This is a genomic window from Streptomyces sp. NPDC007872, assembly GCF_042868165.1.
Classification (GTDB): domain Bacteria; phylum Actinomycetota; class Actinomycetes; order Streptomycetales; family Streptomycetaceae; genus Streptomyces.
Map to the genome: position 1 here is coordinate 120110 of NZ_JBIAEA010000009.1, position 20608 is coordinate 140717.

The following is a 20608-nucleotide window of genomic DNA, read 5'->3' on the forward strand; positions in this document are numbered from 1 at the left end:
CGATCTGTTCCCTCCTGGGGAAAATCGATTGCCCGGCCTCCGAGGGAAACGCGAACCTTGCACGGTTTCCGGCGCCGTCGCACCCCCGACGCGCGTCTCCCCCGCCCTACCCGGAGACCCTGGGACGCCATGCAGATTCGAGATCTTCCCCACGCCGATCCCGGGGTCCCCGACGTCCGTTCGGGCACGCGGTTCCTCGTCTGGCTCGGCCGCCGACAGCTCGGCGGGCAGCTCAGGTCCCTGGCCTGGGGGCTGCTGCACTACGCGGGCATCGCCGGACTGCCGTTCCCCATCGGACTCGCCGTCCAGGCGGTCGTGGACCGCGACGGCGGGCGGCTCGGGCTCGCCGGGGCGCTGCTCCTCGCCTTCGGGGCCGCGATCGCGGCGGGCGACGTGATGCTGCACCGCACCGCCGTCACCAACTGGATCACCGCCGCCGCCCGGGTGCAGCAACTGCTCTCCCGCAAGACCGCCGAGCTGGGCTCCGTGCTGACCCGGCGGGTCGCGGCCGGCGAGGTCGTGGCCGTCTCCACCGGGGACGTCGAGAAGATCGGCTGGTTCGTCGAGGCCCTGTCGCGGTTCGCGGCGAGCGCCGTCGTCCTGGTGGCCGTCTGCGCGGGCCTCCTCGTCTACCAGCCCGCCCTGGGGGCGGTGGTGGCCGTGGGCGTGCCCGTCCTCGCCCTCGCCGTGCTGCCGCTGCTCCCCCGCGCGACCCGCCGGGCGGACGAACAGCGCGAGAAGGCGGGCCGGGCCACGGAGCTGGCCTCCGACACCGTCGCCGGGCTGCGCGTGCTGCGCGGCATCGGCGGCGAGGAGCTGTTCCTGAGCCGCTACCGCGCCGCCTCCCAGGAGGTGCGCGGGGCGGCCGTGCGCAGCGCCCGCATGTGGGCGCTGATCGCCGCGGTCCAGGTCGTGCTGCCCGGCCTGCTGCTCATCGCGGTCGTGGTGCACGGCGTCCGGCTCGCGCTCGACGGGCGGATCGCGGTCGGCGAACTGGTCACCGTCTACGGCGCCGTGGCCCTCGCCCACCATCCGCTGCGCACCTTCGAGGAGATCGCGATGGCCTTCTCCTTCTCCCGGCCGTCCGCGAAGCGGGCCGCGCGGGTCCTCGCGCTGACCCGCACCACGACGACCGCGACCGCGGCCGCCGGGGACGGGGAGCCGAAGGCGGGCGGCGACCTGTACGACCCGCTGACCGGGCTGCGCGCCCCGGCCGGTCTGTTCACCGCCGTCGTCTGCGGCGACCCGGACGCGGCCGGGCGGCTCGCGGACCGGCTCGGCGGCCACCCGGCCGAACCGGAGGCGGACCACACCTCGGTGCTCCTGGGCGGGGTCCCGCTGGACGAACTGCCCCTGGAGGCCGCCCGCACCGCCGTCCTCGTGCAGGACAAGGACCCGGTGCTGCTCTCCGGCACCCTGCGCGAGCTGCTCGACGTGCCCGCGTCGGGCGTGGTGCGGGCCGGGGACGCGCTGGCCGCCGCCCGCTGCGAGGACGTCCTCGACGCGCTGGCCCAGGCGTCCGTGGACACCGGGGGCGACCCGATGCGGACCCGGATCAGCGAGCGGGGCCGGTCGCTCTCCGGCGGGCAGCGCCAGCGCCTCGCGCTCGCCCGGTCCCTGGTGGCCGACCCGGAGGTGCTCGTCCTGGACGAGCCGACCTCGGCGGTCGACGCGCACACCGAGGCCCGGGTGGCCGCCGGGATCGCCGGGCTGCGCGCGGGCGCGACCACCGTCGTCCTGGCCTCCTCGCCGCTGCTCCTGGACCGCGCCGACCGGGTGGTCCTGGTCGACGGGGGCGAGGCGGTCGCCGTCGGCACCCACCGCGAACTGCTGGCCCGGGAGCCGCGCTACCGCGCGGTCGTCACCCGCGAGACGGACGAGGAGCTCGCCGCCGTCCCCGCTCCCGGGGACGCTCTCGAAGCACGGGAAGGGGAATCGGCATGATCGGCCTGACGCCGCCCTCGTACGACCCGGGGGCCCCGACGACGGCGACGACGCTGCCGGTCGCCGCGACCGCGACCGTCCGCGCCTACGTCCGCGACCTGCTCCGCCGCCACCACAAGGCCTTCGCCCTGCTCGTGGGGGTGAACGCGGCCGCCGTGATCGCCTCGATGGTCGCCCCCTACCTGCTCGGCTCGGTGGTGGACGACCTGGCGGCCGGGGCACGGGACCTGCACCTGGAGCGGACGGTCGCGCTGTTCGCGGTCGCGCTGCTCGTCCAGGCCGTCTTCGTGCGGCTGGTGCGGCTGCGCGGGGCGGTGCTCGGCGAGGAGATGCTCGCGGACCTGCGCGAGGACTTCCTGGTGCGCGCGGTGGGCCTGCCGCCGGGCGTGCTCGAACGGGCCGGGACCGGCGACCTGCTCTCCCGGATCACCACGGACGTCGACCGGCTCGCCAACGCCATGCGCGAGGCCGTGCCCCAGCTCGCCGTCGGCGTCGTGTGGGCGGGGCTGCTGCTCGGCGGCCTCGTGATGACCGCCCCGCCGCTCGTGCTCGCCCCGCTCCTCGCGGCGCCGCTGCTCGTCGTGGGCTGCCGGTGGTACTTCCGGCGGGCGCCCTCGGCGTACCGCTCGGAGGCCTCGGGGTACGCGGCGGTGGCCGCCGCGCTGGCGGAGACCGTCGACGCGGGCCGCACGGTCGAGGCGCACCGCCTCGGTGCGCGCCGCGTCGCCCTGTCGGACCGGCGGGTCGGACAGTGGGTCGGATGGGAGAGGTACACGCTCTTCCTGCGCTCGGTCCTCTTCCCCGTCGTGGACCTCACGCACGTGGTGGTGCTGTGCGTCGTGCTGCTGCTCGGCGGGACGTTCGTCCTGCGGGGCTGGATGGACGTGGGACAGCTCACCACGGGCGCGCTGCTCGCGCAGATGCTGGTGGAGCCGATCGGGATCGTGCTGCGCTGGTACGACGAGCTCCAGGTCGCGCAGGTGTCGCTCGCCCGGCTCGTCGGCGTCCGGGACGTCGAGCCGGAGGCGGGCGACGGGACGGTGCGGCCCGAGGGCCGGACGGTGCGGGCGGACGGGGTCCGGTTCGGCTACCGGGAGGGCGTCGACGTGCTGCACGAGGTGACCCTGACGGTGGCGCCGGGCACCCGGCTCGCCCTGGTCGGCCCGTCCGGCGCGGGCAAGTCCACCCTCGGGCGGCTGCTCGCCGGGGTGTACGCGCCCCGGGCCGGGTCGGTCACCCTCGGCGCGGCCGAGCTGGCGCGGATGCCCGCCGAGCGGGTCCGCGAGCACGTGGCCCTGGTCAACCAGGAGCACCACGTCTTCGTGGGCTCCCTCCGGGACAACCTGCTCCTGGCCAGGGCCGGGGCCGACGACACCGAGCTGTGGGCGGCGCTCGCGGCCGTGGACGCGGAGGACTGGGCCCGGGGCCTCGACGGGGGCCTGGACACCGAGGTCGGCTCGGGCGGCCGGGCCCCGACCCCGGCGCAGGCCCAGCAGATCGCCCTGGCCCGGCTCGTCCTGGCGGACCCGCACACCCTGGTCCTGGACGAGGCGACCTCCCTGCTCGACCCCCGGGCGGCCCGCCACCTGGAGCGGTCCCTGGGCCGGGTCCTCGACGGGCGCACGGTGGTGGCGATCGCGCACCGGCTGCACACCGCGCACGACGCCGACCTGATCGCGGTCGTCGAGTCGGGCCGGATCAGCGAGCTGGGCAGCCACGACGAGCTGGTCGCGGCGGACGGGGCGTACGCGGCGCTGTGGCGGTCCTGGCACGGGTGACCGGGCCGCACGCGGGAGAGGGCCCGCACCGGATGTCCGGTGCGGGCCCTCTCCCGTGCGGGCGGAGCCACCTGTGCGGGCGGAGCCACAGGTGCGGGTGGAGCTACACGTAACCGAGCGCGAAGGCTCCGCCGAGCCCGCCCAGGAGCATGAAGGCGGGGGTGAGGACCTTCAGCTCGACCCAGCTTCCGGCCCGGAACCGCATGAACTTGGGCGGGCCGACCGGGTACCAGAACTTGCGGCCGACGGGTATGGGCCAGAGGACCGGGCAGCCCGAGACCGTCAGGGCGTCGCCGATGTCGTGGACGAGGGCGCCGAGGACGATCGGCAGGCCGAGCCACAGGTACTCCTGGCCGGGGCCGGTGAAGAACCAGTTCGCGCCGTTGCCGGGGTCCTCCAGGATGTCCGCCATGATCCAGGCGCCGGCCGCGCCGAGCAGCCAGACCAGGACGTCGCTGGAGGCGCGGGCGGCCTTCCACAGGAGACCCTCCACGGCCAGGACGAGGTGGACGAAGAGGAGGGCGAGGACCGCCCACCGGCCGCCGCTGACCGCCGCCGCGGAGGCCCCGACGCCCATCAGGGCCGCCCAGAGCCAGGTGTGGGTGAGGGTCCGGTGGCCGCCGGTCCGCCGGGGGTCGGCCTTGGAGCGGGTGGCCTTGTAGACGGCGTACGACAGCCTGTCGATGATCCCGCAGAGGATCTTGGAGAGCGGCCCGAAGGAACGCGAGATGGTCGCGGACTTGTGGTCGAGGTCGGGGGCGAGGGCGGCGCCCGCGCAGATGAGCGCGCCGACGACGAGCACCGGCCAGGGCATCGGGCGGTCGTAGGCCGCCGCGAGGGCCCCGACCCCCAGCCAGGCCGCCGCTCCGGACAGCGAGTGCGCCGGTCCCATCATGGTTGGCCCGCCCCGTTTCTCCCCTGCCGGCCGCTCGGTTGGCGCCCGGTCGACGGACGAGCCTACCGCTCGTGATCAACACCGTCGCCGGCCGGTTCCCTCCTCCGGACGGAATCCAGGCAAGATGGGGGCGTGACCCTTATCGACCAGCTTCCGCCGACCGCCGACCCCGACGCCCTCTTCGAGGCCTTCTCCTCCTGGGCCGAGGAGCGGGGCATCACGCTCTACCCGGCCCAGGAAGAGGCGCTGATCGAGGTCGTCTCCGGGGCGAACGTCATCCTGTCCACCCCCACCGGATCGGGAAAGTCGCTGGTGGCGGCGGGCGCGCACTTCACCGCGCTCGCGAACGACCAGGTGACCTTCTACACCGCGCCGATCAAGGCGCTGGTGTCGGAGAAGTTCTTCGACCTGTGCAAGCTCTTCGGCACCGAGAACGTCGGCATGCTGACCGGCGACGCCTCCGTGAACGCGGACGCGCCGGTGATCTGCTGCACGGCGGAGGTCCTCGCCTCGATCGCGCTGCGGGACGGCAAGTACGCCGACATCGGCCAGGTCGTCATGGACGAGTTCCACTTCTACGCCGAGCAGGACCGCGGCTGGGCCTGGCAGATCCCGCTGCTCGAACTCCCCCAGGCGCAGTTCGTCCTGATGTCGGCGACGCTCGGCGACGTGTCGATGTTCGAGAAGGACCTGACCCGGCGCACGGGCCGGCCGACCTCGGTGGTCCGCTCGGCAACCCGGCCGGTGCCGCTCTCGTACGAGTACCGGCTCACCCCCATCACGGACACCCTGACGGAGCTCCTGGAGACCCGGCAGGCGCCCGTCTACATCGTGCACTTCACGCAGGCGCAGGCCGTCGAGCGCGCGCAGTCGCTGATGAGCATCAACATGTGCACGCGCGAGGAGAAGGACAGGATCGCCGAGCTGATCGGCAACTTCCGCTTCACCACCAAGTTCGGCCAGAACCTCTCCCGGTTCGTGCGCCACGGCATCGGCGTGCACCACGCCGGCATGCTGCCCAAGTACCGGCGCCTGGTGGAGAAGCTGGCGCAGGCCGGTCTGCTGAAGGTGATCTGCGGGACGGACACGCTCGGCGTGGGCGTGAACGTGCCGATCCGCACGGTGCTCTTCACGGCCCTCACCAAGTACGACGGCAACCGGGTGCGCACGCTGCGCGCCCGCGAGTTCCACCAGATCGCGGGCCGGGCGGGGCGGGCCGGCTTCGACACGGCCGGTCTGGTCGTCGCGCAGGCCCCCGAGCACGTCATCGAGAACGAGAAGGCGCTCGCGAAGGCCGGCGACGACCCGAAGAAGCGCCGCAAGGTGGTCCGCAAGAAGGCCCCGGAGGGCTTCGTCGCCTGGAGCGACACGACCTTCGAGAAGCTGATCGCGGCCGAACCGGAGCCGCTGACCTCCCGCTTCAAGGTCACCAACATCATGCTGCTCTCGGTGATCGCCCGGCCGGGCAACGCCTTCGAGGCGATGCGCAAGCTCCTGGAGGACAACCACGAGCCGCGCAAGGCGCAGTTGCGGCACATCCGCCGGGCCATCGCGATCTACCGCTCGCTGCTCGACGGCGGCGTGGTGGAGCAGCTCGACGAGCCGGACGCCGAGGGCCGCACGATCCGGCTGACGGTCGACCTCCAGCAGGACTTCGCGCTCAACCAGCCGCTGTCGACGTTCGCGCTCGCCGCGTTCGACCTCCTCGACCCCGAATCGCCCTCGTACGCCCTGGACATGGTGTCCGTGGTGGAGTCGACGCTCGACGACCCGCGCCAGATCCTCGCCGCCATGCAGAACAAGGCGCGCGGCGAGGCCGTGGGGAGGATGAAGGCGGACGGCGTCGAGTACGAGGAGCGGATGGAGCGGCTCCAGGAGATCTCGTACCCGAAGCCGCTGGAGGAGCTGCTCTGGCACGCGTACGGCGTCTACCGGACGTCGCACCCGTGGGTGGGCGACCACCCGGTGTCGCCGAAGTCGGTCATCCGCGACATGTACGAACGGGCCCTGTCCTTCACCGAGTTCACCTCCTGGTACGAGCTGGCGCGGACCGAGGGCATCGTCCTGCGGTACCTCGCGAGCGCGTACAAGGCGCTGGACCACACCATCCCGGACGACCTGAAGACCGAGGACCTGGAGGACCTGATCGCCTGGCTGGGCGAGATGGTGCGCCAGGTGGACTCCTCCCTGCTCGACGAGTGGGAGCAGTTGGCGAACCCGGAGGTCCAGACGGCCGAGGAGGCCCAGGAGAAGGCCGACCAGGTCAAGCCGGTCACGGCCAACGCCCGCGCCTTCCGGGTCCTGGTGCGCAACGCCCTGTTCCGCCGGGTGGAGCTGGCCGCCCTGGACAACGTGGACGCGCTCGGCGAGCTGGACGCCGAGTCCGGCTGGGACGCGGACGCGTGGGGCGGGGCGATGGACGCGTACTGGGACGAGTACGACGACCTCGGCACGGGTCCGGACGCGCGCGGCCCGAAGCTGCTGGCCATCGAGGAGGACGCGGCGCACGGCCTGTGGCGCGTCCGGCAGACCTTCGCCGACCCCAACGGCGACCATGACTGGGGCATCAGCGCGGAGGTGGATCTCGCGGCCTCCGACGAGGAGGGCCGCGCGGTCGTCCGCGTGACGTCCGTCGGACAGTTGTAGGAGGAGTTCCGTGGTGACCAACCCCGCCGAGAGACTGGTCGACCTGCTCGACCTGGAGCGGATCGAGGTCGACGTCTTCCGGGGCCGCAGCCCGCAGGAGTCGCTCCAGCGGGTCTTCGGCGGGCAGGTCGCCGGACAGGCCCTGGTGGCGGCCGGCCGGACCGTGGAGGAGGACCGGCCGGTGCACTCGCTGCACGCCTACTTCCTGCGGCCGGGCCGCCCCGGGGTGCCGATCGTGTACCAGGTGGAGCGGGTGCGCGACGGGCGCTCGTTCACGACCCGCCGGGTGACGGCGGTGCAGGAGGGGCGGACGGTCTTCAATCTGACGGCCTCCTTCCACCGGCCGGAGGAGGCGGGCTTCGAGCACCAGCTCCCGCCCCGGCACCTGACGGACCCGGAGGGCCTGCCGATGCTGGCGGACGAGATCCGCGACCACCTCGGGGCGCTGCCGGAGGCCCTGGAGCGGATGGCCCGCCGGCAGCCCTTCGACATCCGGTACGTGGACCGGCTGCGCTGGACGAAGGAGGAGGTCGAGGGCGCGGACCCGCGCAGCGCGGTGTGGATGCGGGCCGTGGGGCCGCTGGGCGACGACCCGCTGGTCCACACCTGCGCCCTGACGTACGCCTCGGACATGACCCTGCTCGACGCGGTCCGGATCCCGGTCGAGCCCCTCTGGGGGCCGCGCGGCTTCGACATGGCGTCGCTGGACCACGCGATGTGGTTCCACCGGCCGTTCCGGGCGGACGAGTGGTTCCTGTACGACCAGGAGTCCCCGATCGCCACGGGCGGCCGGGGACTCGCGCGGGGCCGGATCTACGACCGCGAGGGCAGGCTCCTGGTGTCGGTGGTCCAGGAGGGCCTGTTCCGGAAGCTGTGAGGCCCTTCGGCTCCGCTCACTCGAACTCGGTGCCGCCCTTGCGGGTGAGGTAGGCCGGGCTGACCGCCTTGGCGATGGCCCGGCCGCCCAGGACCGGGCTGTACCGCTCGGTCGCGGGCCGCACGACGACGCCCTCCCGCAGGTGCGCCTCCCGGCCGGAGACCGTCTCCCGGCCGCTCGCGTGGGCGAGGACGGTGTCCAGGTCGTACGGGCCGGAGTACAGGCGCGGGACGAGCGGGACCTCGCCGGGCTCCAGGACCTCGGCCGGGTCCAGCCAGCGGACCTGTCCGTCGATCTCGGCGGACACGTCGAACAGCGCGTAGCCGACGGTCCCGCTCCGGGCGTCGGCGCCGTACACCAGGTCCTGGACACCGGAGCCGTACACCTCGCCGAAGAGGCCGACGCGGCGGGCGCCGAGGCGCTTCGCCAGGCGCTCGGCGACGGCGGCCAGGCCGTGGCCGTGGACGGCGCGCCAGTACAGGTTGCGCGGGTCCTCCTTGAGGGCGAGGCCCTTGGCCCCGAAGCCCTTGGAGGAGACCTGGACGCGCCCGTCCCCGGCCCCGTACGTCAGCAGGCAGGCCGTGCCGTGGAGCTTCTCCGTCAGGACGACGGGCTCGCCGGGCTCGAAGACGTCCGGGTAGCGCTGGAGGTTCTCGACGTCGACCCAGGGCAGCAGGTCCGGCGCGGCCTCCACGTCCCCGCTCATGTGCGTCGGTATCGGCGGCACCCACTTGACGATGCCGAGCCGCTCCGCGAAGTCGGTGCCCTCGGCCGCGGCCCGTACGAGGTCGGTGTCCGCGAGGGCGGCGGGCCGGCAGACGAGTCCCTGGGACAGCTCCCCGCGCAGCCGCACCGCCTTGACCCGGTCCGCGTTCCCGCCGGCGAGGCGTCCGGTCAGCCCCAGCTCCTCGATGAGCGCGGCGGGCAGCACCGCCTGCTCGGGGATGTAGACGGCGGCGTCGCCGGTCTCGTAGGCGCCCTTGGCGACGACGGCCCGGTAGAGGCCGACCTGGGCCAGTTCCAGGGCGTCGGCGTCGGGGTGGGGGTGGACGGTCAGGACTTCGGCGGTGACGCGCAGGGTCGACACGGTTCAGGACTCCGGTTCCGGTGGCTCGGGTGGCGTTCTCATCCCGGCCAGCCTGCCGGGCCGGGAAACCGCTGGCCCACCGGTTTTCGCGGCTGGTAGCGTCGCGCGGCTCACGCCCCCGGCGGGTCCAGGCCCGGCAGCGCGTCCTGCTCCACCTCGTGGCGGCGGGTGCGGATCTCCGGGCCCGGCGGGTGGAGCTTGGCGTCGCAGGTCGGGCCGAGGCCGGTGCGGCGCGAGTCCGCGCCCGTCAGGGGGCGGCCGCAGAGCCGGCAGAGGACCCGGCGCGGCGCCGGGCGTGCGGTGGAGTCGATCGGGATTGCCAGTGGTTCGTCGCCCATGGTCAGATCAAACCCCATCCCCCCCCCGTGCACACGAGGAGCGGCCATGAGCCTGTACGACATCCCGCTGAAGACCCTGACCGGCGAGCCGGTCACCCTGGCCGACTACCGCGGCCGCGCGGTCCTGGTGGTGAACGTCGCCTCCCAGTGCGGTCTGACCCCGCAGTACGCGGGTCTGGAGCGGCTGCAGAAGGAGTACGGGGAGCGCGGCCTCACCGTGCTCGGCGTGCCCTGCAACCAGTTCGCGGGCCAGGAGCCGGGCAGCGCGGAGGAGATCCGGACGTTCTGCTCGACGACGTACGGGGTGTCCTTCCCGCTCCTGGAGAAGACGGACGTCAACGGCGCGGACCGCCACCCGCTCTACGCGGAGCTGGTGAAGGCCGCGGACGCCGAGGGCGAGGCCGGTGACGTGCAGTGGAACTTCGAGAAGTTCCTGATCGGCGCGGACGGGGAGGTCACCCGCTTCCGTCCTCGCACCGAGCCGGACGCCCCCGAGGTCGTGGCGGCCGTCGAGGCGCGGCTTGCCTGACGTGGCGTACGGCGCGGGGGTGGTCGAGCGGCTGCGGGCCGCCGGGTGCGTCTTCGCCGAGGAGGAGGCCGCGATGCTGCTCGCGGCGGCGCCCGGGCCCGCCGAGCTCGACCTGATGGTCGAGCGGCGGGCCGCCGGCCTGCCCCTGGAGCACGTCGTGGGGTGGGCGGAGTTCGCCGGGTTGCGGATCGCCGTCGGCCCGGGGGTGTTCGTGCCCCGGCGGCGGACCGAGTTCCTGGTCGGGCGGGCGGTGGAGCTGGCCGCGCCCGGCGCGCTCTGCGTCGACCTGTGCTGCGGCTCGGGAGCGGCGGCCGCGGTGCTGCTCGACCGGGTCGAGGGCGCGGAGGTGCACGCCTCGGACGTCGAGCCGGCGGCGGTGGACTGCGCCCGGCGGAACGTCGAGCCGCGGGGCGGCCGGGTGTACGAGGGGGACCTGTTCGCGCCGCTGCCGCCGGAGCTGCGGGGCCGGGTCGACGTCCTGGTCGCCAACGTGCCGTACGTGCCCACCGGGGACATCGGCCTGCTGCCGCCCGAGGCCCGCGACCACGAGCCGCTCGTCACGCTCGACGGCGGCCCGGACGGCCTCGACGTACTGCGGCGGGTCGCCGCCGGGGCGCCGGAGTGGCTGGCGCCGGGCGGGCACCTGCTGGTGGAGACGGGCGAGCGACAGGCGGACCGGGCGGTGGGGGCGGTCTCCGCGCACGGCCTGGCGGCGCGGATCGTCACGTGCGAGGAGCTGTACGCGACGGTGCTCGTCGCCACGCGGGCGGGGTGACCGGGCTTTCCCGGAAGGCAAGGCCCGTGGCGGCTCGGCAGTTCGGTGACTCGGCGGCTCGGCGGCTCGGCAGTTCGATGGCTCAGCGGCTCAGCGGCCGAACGTGTCGATGTTCTCGACGAGCCAGCGGCCGTCCCGGTGGACGACGTCCACGGCGAACATGGCGCCCGCGTAGACCCCCTGGTCCTGTGCCTTCGGCTGCTTGCCGCCCTTGGCGGTCCCGGCCGTGCTCACGCTGCTCTGGTCGGCGTAGACCAGGACCCGGGCGCGGTCGCCGTCGATCCGCTCGACCGCGCTGTCGGTGACCGCCGTGGTGATCACCGTCTTCTCCTCGGCCGCGCGGGCGAGCACCCCGCCGAACAGCGTCCGGTGCTGTGCGACGGCCTTCCCGGTGAGCAGGGTCTTCCCGGCCTTCTCGAAGGCGGCCGGGTCGGCGTGGTCGTAGGAGAAGAGCGCGGCGACGGCCGCGGCGGTCTGCCCCTTGATCTCGCTGGTACGGGCGAGGTCGGTGAGGGCCGTGTTGCCGCGGGCGGGGTCGTCGCGGAGCCCGGCCGCCCTGCTGTGCGCCCAGCCGGCGAAGCCGCCGAGGAGGAGGGTGAGGACGCAGAGGACCACGAGGGGGACGGGCCCGCGTGACCGGGTCCTCCTGCCGGTGACCTTCCGCTCCGGCTCCCCGGCCGTCTCTTCAGCCGTCCCTCCGGCCTTCTCCCGTACGGGCTTCGCCGTCGTCGGCCGTCCGGTCCGGGGGGACGGCCCGGTCAGGAGGCCCACGGACGCGCGGGGGCGGGGGTCCGTGCCCTCGGGCGCGGCGGTGGCGAGGGCCTGGCGGCGGCGCTGGCGGTTGAGGTGGTGGCGGGGCGTGGGCATCGTGCGTCGTCCTTTCGGGTGCGGGCGGCTCTCGGGACGCGGGCCGGTCAGCCGGCCGCCGAGCCGCCCACGGGGGCCTGCCCCAGGGCACTGAGCTTCCACTGCCCGTCGGTCCGGGTGAGTTCGCCCAGCATGCGGCTGTCCTTGTCCGTGCTCTTGCTGTCGGGCGTCGTGACGGTGATGCGCAGGGCGACGAGCAGCCGGGCCCGCCCCGCGCGGTCGTCGAGCTCGGTGACGGCGCCGGAGAGCACCCGGGCCGTGGTCACCGTCTTCGCGGCCTTGACCTGTCCGGCGAACTCCGTTCGCCCGTCCACGAGTTGCTCGTGCAGCTCGCCGGTCGTGGAGGACTCCCAGAGGTCCAGGCCCTGGTCCACGCGCCGGTGGTCGAGCGTGTTGAGGTTCTGCACGGCCTGCTCCCCCGCCGCCAGCGCGCGGTCGCGCTGCACGGCGTACGCGGCGGAGTCGTCGTGGGCCGCGGCGTACCAGTCCCGGCCCGCCCAGGCCGCGAAGGCGCCCGCGACGAGGGTGAGCACGAGGGCCACCGTCAGGGCCGGCCGGATGCCCGCCGGGGTGCGGACCGCGCGTGTCATGGAGTGCTCCCGTCTCCCGCTCGTGCGCATGCGCACGTTCGTGCCCATGGTCAGCGGGCCTTGATGTCGACGATCAGCCACCGGTCGTCCCGGAACTCCGCGGTGACGGTGAGCTGGGCGGCGGCGGACGTGGCGGGTGCCGTGTCGCGCCGCGAGGTCTGGTCGAGGAACACGAGCAGGCGCGCGGTGTTCCCGTGGAGGTCGATCACCCCGGTGCGGACGGCCTGGGTGGTGAGGGTGAGGCGCTGCTCGACCAGGCTCGCGCGGACCTGGGCGAACAGGTCGGTGTACTGGCGTGCGGCGCGTCCGGAGAGGACGGTCGCGGCGGAGCGTTCGGCGGCGTCCGCCTGGCCGGGCGCGTACGAGAAGACCCGGGCGAGGCCCTCGCCGACGTCGCCGCCGACGCGGGTGGTGGCGGCGGTGTCGGTGAGCGCGTGGTTGCGGGCGGACGGGGTGGACCGGAGCTGGTGGGCGCCGTAGAAGAAGCCGCTTCCACCGAGGAGGAGGGCGACGACGGCCGCGACGAGGACGGCCGTGCGCCGGCGGGGGGTGAACCGGCCGCCACCGTCGTCGCCGTCGTTGTCGTTGTCGCCGTCGCTGTCGTCGTCTCCGTCGCTGTCGTTGTCGTTGTCGCTCTCGTTGTCACCGTCGTCCGGGGTGTCCGGGGTGTCTTGGGCGTCCGGCTCGGGGCCGCCCTCGGCGGGAGCCGCCCCGATCGCCGTCTCCCCCGGCTCCGGAGCCTTTCCGTCCGTCTCCCCGGCCCTTCCGCGCAGCAGTCGCGTCACTCGTCCCCGCCCTCCTCCTTCTCGCTTCCCTCCGCGCCCGCGACGGGGACCGCGCTCAGGGCCGCGACCTTCCACGTGTCCTCGCCGGTGCGCGTCAGGACGGCCTCCAGGCGCTTGCGGTCACTGGTCGCGGTGGCGCCCCCGCGCGGGGTGACGTCGACGCGTACGGTCGCGATGAGCTTCGCCGTACCGGCGCGGGTGTCGAGCGCGGTGAGGGCGGCCTCGGTGACCGTGGCGCGCGCCGAGGCGCCCACCGCGGGCTCGGTGCGGCCCAGTTCGGTGCGGAGCGGGCCGGTGGAGGCGTCGCGCCAGGCCCGTACGCCCGCCGCGGCGCGCTCGCGGGTCGAGGCGTCGAGCGTGTTCAGGACGGTGAGGTGCCGCCGGCCCTCGGCGAGCGCGGTGTCCCGTGCGCGGCCGAAGGAGAGGCCCTCGTCGGAGCGGGCCTGCGCGTAGGTCCACGCGCCGGTGCCGCAGAAGCCGAGGGCGACGACGAGGGCGCCGGCGCCGAGGATCCCCGCCCGCCTCATCGCGTGCCTCCGGTGCCCAGGCCGAGGAGCCCGGCCATGTCCGCCGGGCCGTCGCCCTGGCCGGGCAGCGCGAGCGCGCCGGGCAGGGACGGGCGCGGGGAGCCCGTCGTCCCGCCCGTACCACCCGTGCTGCCCGTATTGCCCGAGGGCAGGGAGCCGGGTGTGGCCGGGGCGGGCACGGGGCCGCCCTTCGGGGCGTGCGCCGAGCCGCGGACGTTGATCCCGGCCGCCGCGGAGCCCGTACAGGCCGCACCGGTGTTGAGGGCGGGCGCGGTGCCCAGGTCGAGGCCGTTGCGGTAGCGCGTACCGCCGTATCCGGAGGTGCAGGGCAGGGGCTTGAAGAAGGTGACCGCCATGCCGAAGTTCACCTTTCCGCCGTCGACGGCGGTGGCTCCGGCCGAGACGGCCGCCGGGTACGTCACGAGCAGTTCCTCGATGCCGCGCTGCCGGGTGACGGCGACCTCCGAGGTGGTCAGGAGGTTGGCGAGGACGACGCCCAGGCTGGGGTCGAGGTCGCGCAGGAGGCCGCTGACCTGTCCGGCCGCGTCGGGGGTGACGGTCAGGACGCGCCGCAGGTCGGCGTCGGAGCCCTTGAGGGCGGCGGCGAGGTCGCGCGCTCCGGTGGCGAAGCCCCGGATGGCGCGGCTCTCGTCGGCCTGGGTGCGCAGGACGACCTCGCCGTCGTCGATGAGCCGTGTGGTGGACGGCAGGGCCCGGTCGGCGGCCCGGACGAACGCGCTGCCGTTGTCGAGGAGGGCCTGGAGGTCGTCGCCGTGCCCCTCGAAGGCCTTGCCGAACTCGTCGACGACCGTGCGCAGGGAGTCGAGCGGTACGGAGGTGGTGAGGTCGTTCATGCTCGCGAGCACGTCGGTGACCGGGGCCGGCACCTGGGTGTCGGTCTGCTCGATGCGGGCGCCGTCGGCGAGGTAGGGGCCGCCGTCGCTCTCGGGGCGCAGGTCGATGTACTGCTCGCCGACGGCGGAGAGCCCGGCGACCACGGCCTTCGCGTCGGCGGGGATCCGGGGGGCGGACTTCTTGATGCGCAGTTCGGCGACGACCCCGTCGGCGGTGAGGTCGATGTCGCCGACGCGTCCGACCGAGACGCCCCGGTAGGTGACGTCGGAGTGGGTGAACAGGCCTCCCGTACGGGCGAGGTGGACCTTGACGGTGTAGTGGTCGCCGACGCCGACGTGGCGGCCGAGGTCGGCGTAGCGGATGCCGACGAAGCCGAGGACGAGGACGGCGATGACGAGGAACGCCAGGTTCTTCAGCCGTACGGTGCGGGTGATCACCGGTTCTCGCCTCCGTCCGTCGGGGTGCCGCCGGTGCGGACCGGGGGCAGCGGCAGGGCCGGTCCGGTGCTCTGTCCCCGGCTCTGCCGGGCGCCCGGTTCGGGTTCGGGTTCCGGCTCGGGTTCCGGCTCTGGCTCCGGTTCCGGTTCGGGCTCCGGGTCCGTCGTCTCCGGGGCCGACGGGGTGGGGTCGGGGGTGGGGTCGGCCTTGGGGACCAGGGGCGGGATCACCTCGGTGCCGGGGACGGCGGCGAGGTGCAGATAGGTGTTGAGGTAGTCGCCCTTGATGCCCCGCATCACCTCGTCGGTGAAGGGGTACGTCAGCAGGACCTGGAGCGACGCGGGCAGGTCGGCGCCGGCGTCCGCGAGCGCCCTCAGGGTCGGCGCGAGGGCCTTCAGGTCGGCCACCATGTCCTTCTTGCTCGCGTTGACGGTGGTCACGGCGACGCCGGACAGGGTGTCCAGGGCGCGCAGCATGGTCAGCAGGGAGCCCCGCTGGTTCTCCAGCGTCTTCAGGCCGGGCGAGAGACCGGTGAGGACGGTGTCGACGTCCTTCTTGCGGCCGGCGAGGGTGGCGGAGAGCCGGTTGACCCCGTCGAGGGCGCGGGTGATGTCGCCCCGGTGCGCGTCCAGGTTGCCGACCAGGGTGTTCACCCGGTTCAGCATCGAGCGGACCTCGGGTTCGCGTCCGCCGAGCGCCGCGTTGAGCTCCCGGGTGATGGTCTTGAGCTGGTTGACGCCGCCGCCGTTGAGCAGCAGGGACAGGGCGCCGAAGACCTCCTCGACCTCCGTGTTCCGGCTGGTGCGGGCCAGCGGGATGACGCTGCCGTCGGTGAGTCGTCCGCCGTCGCCCTGCCCTGCGGCCGTCTGTCGGACGCCGCTCCGTCCGGTGCCGCCGGAGGTCGGGGCGACGAGCTGGACGTACTTCTCGCCGAGGAGGCTGGACTGCTCCAGGCGGGCGCCGGCGTCGGCGGGCAGCCGGACGTCGCCGTTGATCCTCAGGGTGACGCGGGCGGTCCAGCTCCCGGGCACCAGCTCGATGGCGGTGACGCGTCCGACGGCGACGTCGTTGACCTTGACCGCGGACTGCGGCACGAGGCTCAGGACGTCGTCGAGTTCGGCGGTGACCGTGTAGGGGTGGGGGCCGAGGTCGGCGCCGCCGGGCAGCGGCAGGTCCTCGATGCCGTCGAACCGGAGCGAAGGGGCGGGGACCAGGCCGAGGACGACGGCGATGCCCAGGCCGAGGGCGACGGTGCCGACGGCTCCGGCGCCGAGGAGCTTCCCGGCGGACGAGGTGGGGCGGCTCATCGCTCCCCCTTCCCGGTGCCCGCCGCGGAGCCGCCGGCCACCGGCAGCGGGAGCAGCGGTCCGCCCATGCTGATCTCGTTGAGGTTGGCGCGGCCGTCGAGGGTGCGGGTCTTCGGGTCGTACGCGTTGACGAGGTTGCCGGCGGCGAGCGGGGCGACGTCGAGGGCCTCGGCGAGGGAGGCCCGCTGGTCGACGAGGGTCCGGGTGAGGGGCACGAGCCGGTCGACGTTCTTCTTCAGTTCGCCGCGGTTGTCCTTGATGAAGGTCTTGACCCGGGCGAGGGCCTTGCCGAGTTCTTCCAGGGCGCCGGTGAGGTCGTCCTTGTTCTCGGCGAAGTAGCCGACGACCTCGTCCAGGCGTTCCTGCGCGGTGCGGACGTCGCCGTCCTTCTTCTTGAGCATGGTGGTGAAGGTCTGGAGCTGTCCGAGGCTGGTGAAGAGCTGCTCGCTGCTGCCGTCGAGGGTCTTGGCGGCCTTGCCGAACTCCTCGATGGAGGTGCCGATGGAGGCGCCGTTGCCCTTGAGGTTCTTCGCGCCGGTGTCCAGGAGTGCGGACAGGGCTCCTGCGGAGTTGGCACCGTCCGGGCCGAGGGCCTCGCTCAGGTCGGTGATCGATGCGTAGAGCTGGTCGATCTCGACGGGGACGCGGTTGCGCGAGGCGGGCAGTTCGGCGCCGTCGGCGAGGGCGGGGCCGGTGCCGTAGGCGGGGGTGAGCTGGACGTAGCGGTCGGCGACGATGCTCGGGGCGACGACGACGGCCCGGGCGTCGGCGGGGACGCGGACGCCCTCGTCGAGGTGGAGCCGGACGCGGACGCGGGTGCCCTGCGGTTCGACGGACTCGACCTCTCCGACCCGGACGCCGAGGACGCGCAGGTCGGAGCCGGCGTAGACGCCGACCGTCCGGTCGAAGTAGGCGGTGACGCGGGTGCCGTCGGGTTCGAGGACGCGTACGGCGACGAATCCGCAGGCGGCGAGCACCACGAGGGCGAGTCCGGCGGCGAGGGGCGTTCTGGGCTTGGTCATCGTTCACCGCTCCCCTTGCCCGTCGCCGGCTGTTTCGGCGGCAGGCATCCGGTCGTGGGCTGCGAGGCTTCGGGCAGGTAGGTCCGGGGCACCACGCCGCACAGGTAGCTGTCGAACCAGCGGCCGTTGCCGAGGGTGTTGCCGACGAGCCGGTAGTACGGGCCGACGAGCGCGAGGGTCCGGTCGAGCTTGCCGCTGTTCCTCTCCAGGACCTCGGTGACGCGGCCGAGGGACTTGAGGGTCGGGCCGAGCTGCCGGTCGTTGTCGCCGACGAGGCCGCCGAGCTGGGTGCCCAGCTCCCTGCTGCCCTTGAGGAGGGCGCGGATGGCGTCGCGGCGCTTCCTGAGCTCTCCGAGCAGCGAGCCGCCGTCCTCGATGAGCGTCTCGAAGCTGGACTTCCTGTCCTCCAGGGTCTTGGTGAACTTCTCGCTGTTCTCCAGGAGGCGGGCGAGTTCGGCGTCGCGCTTGGAGACGGTCCTCGACAGTTCGGAGAGGCCGGTGGCGGCGTTGCGGACGTGCGGCGGGGAGTTCTTGAAGGTGTCGGAGATCGTCGCGAAGCTGTCCGCGAGCTTCTTCGTGTCGAGTGCGTCGACGGTGCCGCTGAGGTCCTGGAAGGCCTGCGTCACGTCGTACGGGGAGGTGGTGCGGGACTGCGGGATGCGGGTCCCGGGGTCCTGCGGGGCGGAGCCCAGGGGGTCGAGCGCCAGGTACTTCTCGCCCAGGAGGGTCTTGATGGCGATGGCGGCGGTCGACCGGTCGCCGACCCAGGCGTCGCCGACCTCGAACGTCACCTTGACCTTGGGTCCGTCGAGGGCGACGGCGGTGACCTGGCCGACCTTGACGCCGGCGATGCGCACCTCGTCGCCCTCGTCGAGTCCGGCGGCCTCGGTGAAGTCGGCGCTGTAGGCGGTGTCGCCGCCGACGAGGGGGAGGCGTTCCACGTTGTACGCGAGGGCGGCGAGGAGGGCGAGGAGGAGGAGTCCGACGACGGCGACGGCGACGGGGCTGCGCTCCTTGACCGGCTTGAGCAGGGGGCGGCGGCTCATCCGCGGCACCTCGATTCGGTCACGGTGACGCCGGTCGGCGGCTCGGAGCCGTCGGAGGTGCCCACGCCGCTCACGCGCGCCTCGCAGAGGTAGAGGTTGAACCAGGACCCGTACGAGGAGAGGCGGGCCAGGGCGGTCATCTTGGCGGGGGTGTTGGCGAGGAAGGACTCGATGCGGGGGGTGTGGTCGCCGAGGGTCCCGGAGAGCCGGCCCAGTTCGCGGATGTCCTGCTTGAGGGGGGCGCGTGCCTCCTGGAACAGCCCGGCGGTCGTGGTGGTGAGGTCGCCGATCGCCCGGACGGCCTGGCCGAGGGGTTTGCGGTCGGCGTTGAAGCCGGTGACGAGCTTCTGGAGGGTGACGACGAGGTCCTCGAAGCCGGCCTCGCGGTGGTTGAGGGTGGTCAGGACGGTGTTGAGGTGGGTGATGACCTGGCCGACGACCTCGTCCTTGGCGGCGACGGTCTTCGTGAGGGAGCCGATGTGCCGCAGGAGGCTGTCGACGGTGCCGCTCTCACCCTGGAGGACCTGGACGAGGGAGCCGGCGAGGTCGTTGACGTCGGCGGGCGAGAGGCCCTCGAAGAGCGGTTTGAAGCCGTTGAACAGCAGGGTGAGGTCGAGTGCGGGCGTGGTGCGCTCCAGCGGGATGGTCTCCCCGGACTGGAGGGCGCCGGACAGGGCGCCGCTGCCCCGGTCGAGGGAGACGTACCGCTGGCCGACCATGTCGAGGTACTTGACGGCGGCGGTCGCGGAGCGGGGCAGGGTGCGGTCCTCTCGGACGGTGAAGGTGACCTGGGCGGTGCGCCGTTCGACGACGCGCACGTCGGTCACCTCGCCGACCTCGACCCCGGCGATGCGGACGGAGTCGCCTTCCACGAGTCCGGTGACGTCGGTGAAGAGCGCCTTGTACGAGCGGGTGGCGGAGCCGACCCCGGTGTCGGCGATGCTGAAGCCGAGGACGGTGGTGGCGAGCGCCGTGACCAGGACGAACACGAGGGACTTCAGGACCGTCCCGGTCAGGCCGCGCCGTCGCGTGTGGGCGGGTGGCGTCGTCATCGGAGGGTCACCTCCGCTCCGCGGAAGGCGGGTCCGGCCAGGAGGCTGCTCCAGTCCGGCAGGTCGCCGGGCCGTTTCTTCGCGGCGGGGGCGAGGAGTTCGTTGACGAGGTCGTTCTCCTGCGGGGAGTTGGCGGGCCCGAGGTCCTGGTCGGCGGCGGCGGAGGCCCGGGCGGCGGGTGCGACGGAGGCGCCGAGGTAGGGCACGGGGTGGCAGCGCGGGCCGCCGCCGGAGCCGTAGGAGGGGGTGTCGCGGCCGGGGACGTAGGCGCCGCGCGCGGGCACGGCGGTGACGTTCACGTGGAGTCCGGGCCGGTTCGTGCCCTTGCCGAGCGCCTTGTCCATGGCGGGCACGAACTGGGCGAGGGTGCGCAGGGTGCAGGGGAAGGACGGGGAGTACTCGGCGAGCAGTTCCAGGGTGGGCCTGCTCGTGGCGCCGAGCCGGATGATGTTGTCCTTGTTCTGGCGCAGGAAGGTGGTCAGGTCCTGGGCCGTGCGGGTGGTGGCGCCGAGGGTGCCGGACAGTTCGGCCTCCTTCTCGGCGAGGGTGCCGCTGGTGGTGGTGAAGTCGGTGAGCGCGGTGAGGATGTCCGGGGCGGCGTCCGCGTAGAGGTGGCTGACCTTCACGAGTTCTTTCAGGTCGCGGTTGAGGGCGGGCAGGTGGGGGTTGAACTCGCGCAGGTGGGCGTCGAGTTGCGTGAGGGTGTCGCCGAGCTGGTCGCCGCGCCCCTCCAGCGCCTTGGAGACGGCGGAGAGGGTCGCCGAGAGCTTCTGCGGCTGGACGGCGGTCAGCAGGGGCAGGACGTTGTCGAGGACCTGCTGGAGTTCGACGGCGTTCTCGGAGCGGTCCTCGGGGATGACGGACCCGGGGCCCAGCGGCTTCGCCGAGGGGTTGCCGGGCGGTACGAGGGCCACGAACCGTTCGCCGAAGAGCGTGGTGGGCAGCATCTGGGCGCGTACGTCGGAGGGGACGTGGTCCAGGGTGCCGGGCCGCATGGCGAGGGTGAGCCGGGCCCCGGTGCCGGTGGAGTCGATGGCGCGGACCTCGCCGACGACGACGCCGCGCAGCTTCACCTCGGCGCCGAGGTGCATCTCGTTGCCGACGCTGCCGGTCTCGACGACGACCGGGTCGGAGTCGGTGAAGCGCTTCTCGTAGACGGCGACCGCCAGCCAGGCGAGCAGGGCGGGCACCAGGAGGAAGACGACGCCGGCGGACCGGCGGCGCAGGGTCTGGCCGCGTGGATCGCTCATC

Annotated in this window: 19 protein-coding genes; 6 read left to right on the plus strand and 13 right to left on the minus strand. The window is 73.7% G+C overall.

The window, feature by feature from the left end; genetic code table 11:
- Window positions 1-129: 129 nt before the first annotated feature.
- Window positions 130-1944 carry an ABC transporter transmembrane domain-containing protein gene (locus ACFYNX_RS27925; protein ID WP_388665235.1) on the plus strand — a complete coding sequence of 605 codons (1815 nt, stop codon included), beginning with the start codon at window positions 130-132 and terminating at the stop codon, window positions 1942-1944.
- The gene (locus tag ACFYNX_RS27930; RefSeq protein WP_388665237.1) at window positions 1941-3722 is read left to right on the plus strand and encodes an ABC transporter ATP-binding protein; all 1782 of its coding nucleotides are present in this window, start codon (window positions 1941-1943) and stop codon (window positions 3720-3722) included. The genes ACFYNX_RS27925 and ACFYNX_RS27930 overlap by 4 nt, the downstream gene beginning before the upstream one ends.
- Window positions 3723-3825: 103 nt before the next feature.
- On the opposite strand, the gene ACFYNX_RS27935 is transcribed toward ACFYNX_RS27930, so the two are convergent.
- Window positions 3826-4617 (minus strand): metal-dependent hydrolase, encoded by a 792-nt coding sequence (locus tag ACFYNX_RS27935; RefSeq protein WP_365548219.1) that lies wholly within the window; start codon window positions 4615-4617, stop codon window positions 3826-3828.
- A gap of 132 nt (window positions 4618-4749) precedes the next feature.
- Between ACFYNX_RS27935 and ACFYNX_RS27940 the strand changes: the two genes are divergently transcribed.
- Together ACFYNX_RS27940 and ACFYNX_RS27945 are read left to right on the plus strand one after the other, a co-directional pair.
- Complete coding sequence (locus ACFYNX_RS27940) at window positions 4750-7263, plus strand: DUF3516 domain-containing protein (protein ID WP_365548222.1); 2514 nt, start codon at window positions 4750-4752, stop codon at window positions 7261-7263.
- Between the two features lie 13 nt (window positions 7264-7276).
- Window positions 7277-8140: an acyl-CoA thioesterase II gene (locus tag ACFYNX_RS27945; protein WP_365548365.1), complete on the plus strand. Its 864-nt coding sequence runs from the start codon at window positions 7277-7279 to the stop codon at window positions 8138-8140.
- A 16-nt stretch (window positions 8141-8156) separates the two neighbouring features.
- Here ACFYNX_RS27945 and ACFYNX_RS27950 read toward each other — a convergent pair whose 3' ends face one another.
- Window positions 8157-9227 (minus strand): RNA ligase (ATP), encoded by a 1071-nt coding sequence (locus tag ACFYNX_RS27950; protein ID WP_365548225.1) that lies wholly within the window; start codon window positions 9225-9227, stop codon window positions 8157-8159.
- Window positions 9228-9337: 110 nt separating this feature from the next.
- Window positions 9338-9565 (minus strand): DUF6011 domain-containing protein, encoded by a 228-nt coding sequence (locus ACFYNX_RS27955; protein ID WP_388665240.1) that lies wholly within the window; start codon window positions 9563-9565, stop codon window positions 9338-9340.
- A gap of 46 nt (window positions 9566-9611) precedes the next feature.
- On the opposite strand from ACFYNX_RS27955, the gene ACFYNX_RS27960 reads away from it, so the two are divergent.
- Window positions 9612-10094, plus strand: a complete 483-nt coding sequence (locus ACFYNX_RS27960) for a glutathione peroxidase (RefSeq protein WP_388665242.1) — start codon at window positions 9612-9614, stop codon at window positions 10092-10094.
- The gene (locus tag ACFYNX_RS27965; protein WP_365548234.1) at window positions 10087-10869 is read left to right on the plus strand and encodes a putative protein N(5)-glutamine methyltransferase; all 783 of its coding nucleotides are present in this window, start codon (window positions 10087-10089) and stop codon (window positions 10867-10869) included. Before ACFYNX_RS27960 ends, ACFYNX_RS27965 begins: the two co-directional genes overlap by 8 nt.
- Before the next feature lie 90 nt (window positions 10870-10959).
- Here ACFYNX_RS27965 and ACFYNX_RS27970 read toward each other — a convergent pair whose 3' ends face one another.
- Genes ACFYNX_RS27970 through ACFYNX_RS28015 form a run of 10 tightly spaced genes read right to left on the minus strand, consistent with a single transcriptional unit; the run spans window position 10960 to window position 20607 of the window.
- On the minus strand, window positions 10960-11736 hold the full coding sequence (locus ACFYNX_RS27970) for a hypothetical protein (protein ID WP_388665243.1): 777 nt from the start codon (window positions 11734-11736) through the stop codon (window positions 10960-10962).
- 47 nt (window positions 11737-11783) lie between these two features.
- On the minus strand, window positions 11784-12326 hold the full coding sequence (locus ACFYNX_RS27975; protein ID WP_388665244.1) for a nuclear transport factor 2 family protein: 543 nt from the start codon (window positions 12324-12326) through the stop codon (window positions 11784-11786).
- Window positions 12327-12376: 50 nt separating this feature from the next.
- Window positions 12377-13111 (minus strand): hypothetical protein, encoded by a 735-nt coding sequence (locus ACFYNX_RS27980; RefSeq protein WP_388665246.1) that lies wholly within the window; start codon window positions 13109-13111, stop codon window positions 12377-12379.
- Window positions 13108-13638, minus strand: coding sequence for a hypothetical protein (locus tag ACFYNX_RS27985; RefSeq protein WP_388665248.1), 531 nt, complete (start codon window positions 13636-13638; stop codon window positions 13108-13110). Before ACFYNX_RS27985 ends, ACFYNX_RS27980 begins: the two co-directional genes overlap by 4 nt.
- Window positions 13635-14930, minus strand: a complete 1296-nt coding sequence (locus tag ACFYNX_RS27990) for an MCE family protein (RefSeq protein WP_388665250.1) — start codon at window positions 14928-14930, stop codon at window positions 13635-13637. The genes ACFYNX_RS27985 and ACFYNX_RS27990 overlap by 4 nt, the downstream gene beginning before the upstream one ends.
- Window positions 14927-16237, minus strand: coding sequence for an MCE family protein (locus tag ACFYNX_RS27995; RefSeq protein WP_388665252.1), 1311 nt, complete (start codon window positions 16235-16237; stop codon window positions 14927-14929). The genes ACFYNX_RS27990 and ACFYNX_RS27995 overlap by 4 nt, the downstream gene beginning before the upstream one ends.
- Window positions 16234-17259, minus strand: coding sequence for an MCE family protein (locus ACFYNX_RS28000; protein ID WP_388665254.1), 1026 nt, complete (start codon window positions 17257-17259; stop codon window positions 16234-16236). Before ACFYNX_RS28000 ends, ACFYNX_RS27995 begins: the two co-directional genes overlap by 4 nt.
- The gene (locus ACFYNX_RS28005; protein WP_365548255.1) at window positions 17256-18305 is read right to left on the minus strand and encodes an MCE family protein; all 1050 of its coding nucleotides are present in this window, start codon (window positions 18303-18305) and stop codon (window positions 17256-17258) included. The genes ACFYNX_RS28000 and ACFYNX_RS28005 overlap by 4 nt, the downstream gene beginning before the upstream one ends.
- The gene (locus ACFYNX_RS28010; protein ID WP_365548258.1) at window positions 18302-19357 is read right to left on the minus strand and encodes an MlaD family protein; all 1056 of its coding nucleotides are present in this window, start codon (window positions 19355-19357) and stop codon (window positions 18302-18304) included. The genes ACFYNX_RS28005 and ACFYNX_RS28010 overlap by 4 nt, the downstream gene beginning before the upstream one ends.
- A complete protein-coding gene (locus tag ACFYNX_RS28015) occupies window positions 19354-20607 on the minus strand; it encodes an MCE family protein (RefSeq protein WP_388665256.1) in 1254 nt (417 codons plus the stop codon). Before ACFYNX_RS28015 ends, ACFYNX_RS28010 begins: the two co-directional genes overlap by 4 nt.
- Window position 20608: the final 1 nt, after the last annotated feature.

Bases quoted from the DNA above. Each gene is read 5' to 3' on its own strand.
- ACFYNX_RS27925 (WP_388665235.1), top strand. From the start codon at position 130: ATGCAGATTCGAGATCTTCCCCACGCCGATCCCGGGGTCCCCGACGTC.
- ACFYNX_RS27930 (WP_388665237.1), top strand. From the start codon at position 1,941: ATGATCGGCCTGACGCCGCCCTCGTACGACCCGGGGGCCCCGACGACG.
- ACFYNX_RS27935 (WP_365548219.1), bottom strand. From the start codon at position 4,617: ATGATGGGACCGGCGCACTCGCTGTCCGGAGCGGCGGCCTGGCTGGGG.
- ACFYNX_RS27955 (WP_388665240.1), bottom strand. From the start codon at position 9,565: ATGGGCGACGAACCACTGGCAATCCCGATCGACTCCACCGCACGCCCG.
- ACFYNX_RS27960 (WP_388665242.1), top strand. From the start codon at position 9,612: ATGAGCCTGTACGACATCCCGCTGAAGACCCTGACCGGCGAGCCGGTC.
- ACFYNX_RS27970 (WP_388665243.1), bottom strand. From the start codon at position 11,736: ATGCCCACGCCCCGCCACCACCTCAACCGCCAGCGCCGCCGCCAGGCC.
- ACFYNX_RS27975 (WP_388665244.1), bottom strand. From the start codon at position 12,326: ATGACACGCGCGGTCCGCACCCCGGCGGGCATCCGGCCGGCCCTGACG.
- ACFYNX_RS27985 (WP_388665248.1), bottom strand. From the start codon at position 13,638: ATGAGGCGGGCGGGGATCCTCGGCGCCGGCGCCCTCGTCGTCGCCCTC.
- ACFYNX_RS27995 (WP_388665252.1), bottom strand. From the start codon at position 16,237: ATGAGCCGCCCCACCTCGTCCGCCGGGAAGCTCCTCGGCGCCGGAGCC.
- ACFYNX_RS28000 (WP_388665254.1), bottom strand. From the start codon at position 17,259: ATGACCAAGCCCAGAACGCCCCTCGCCGCCGGACTCGCCCTCGTGGTG.
- ACFYNX_RS28005 (WP_365548255.1), bottom strand. From the start codon at position 18,305: ATGAGCCGCCGCCCCCTGCTCAAGCCGGTCAAGGAGCGCAGCCCCGTC.
- ACFYNX_RS28010 (WP_365548258.1), bottom strand. From the start codon at position 19,357: ATGACGACGCCACCCGCCCACACGCGACGGCGCGGCCTGACCGGGACG.
- ACFYNX_RS28015 (WP_388665256.1), bottom strand. From the start codon at position 20,607: ATGAGCGATCCACGCGGCCAGACCCTGCGCCGCCGGTCCGCCGGCGTC.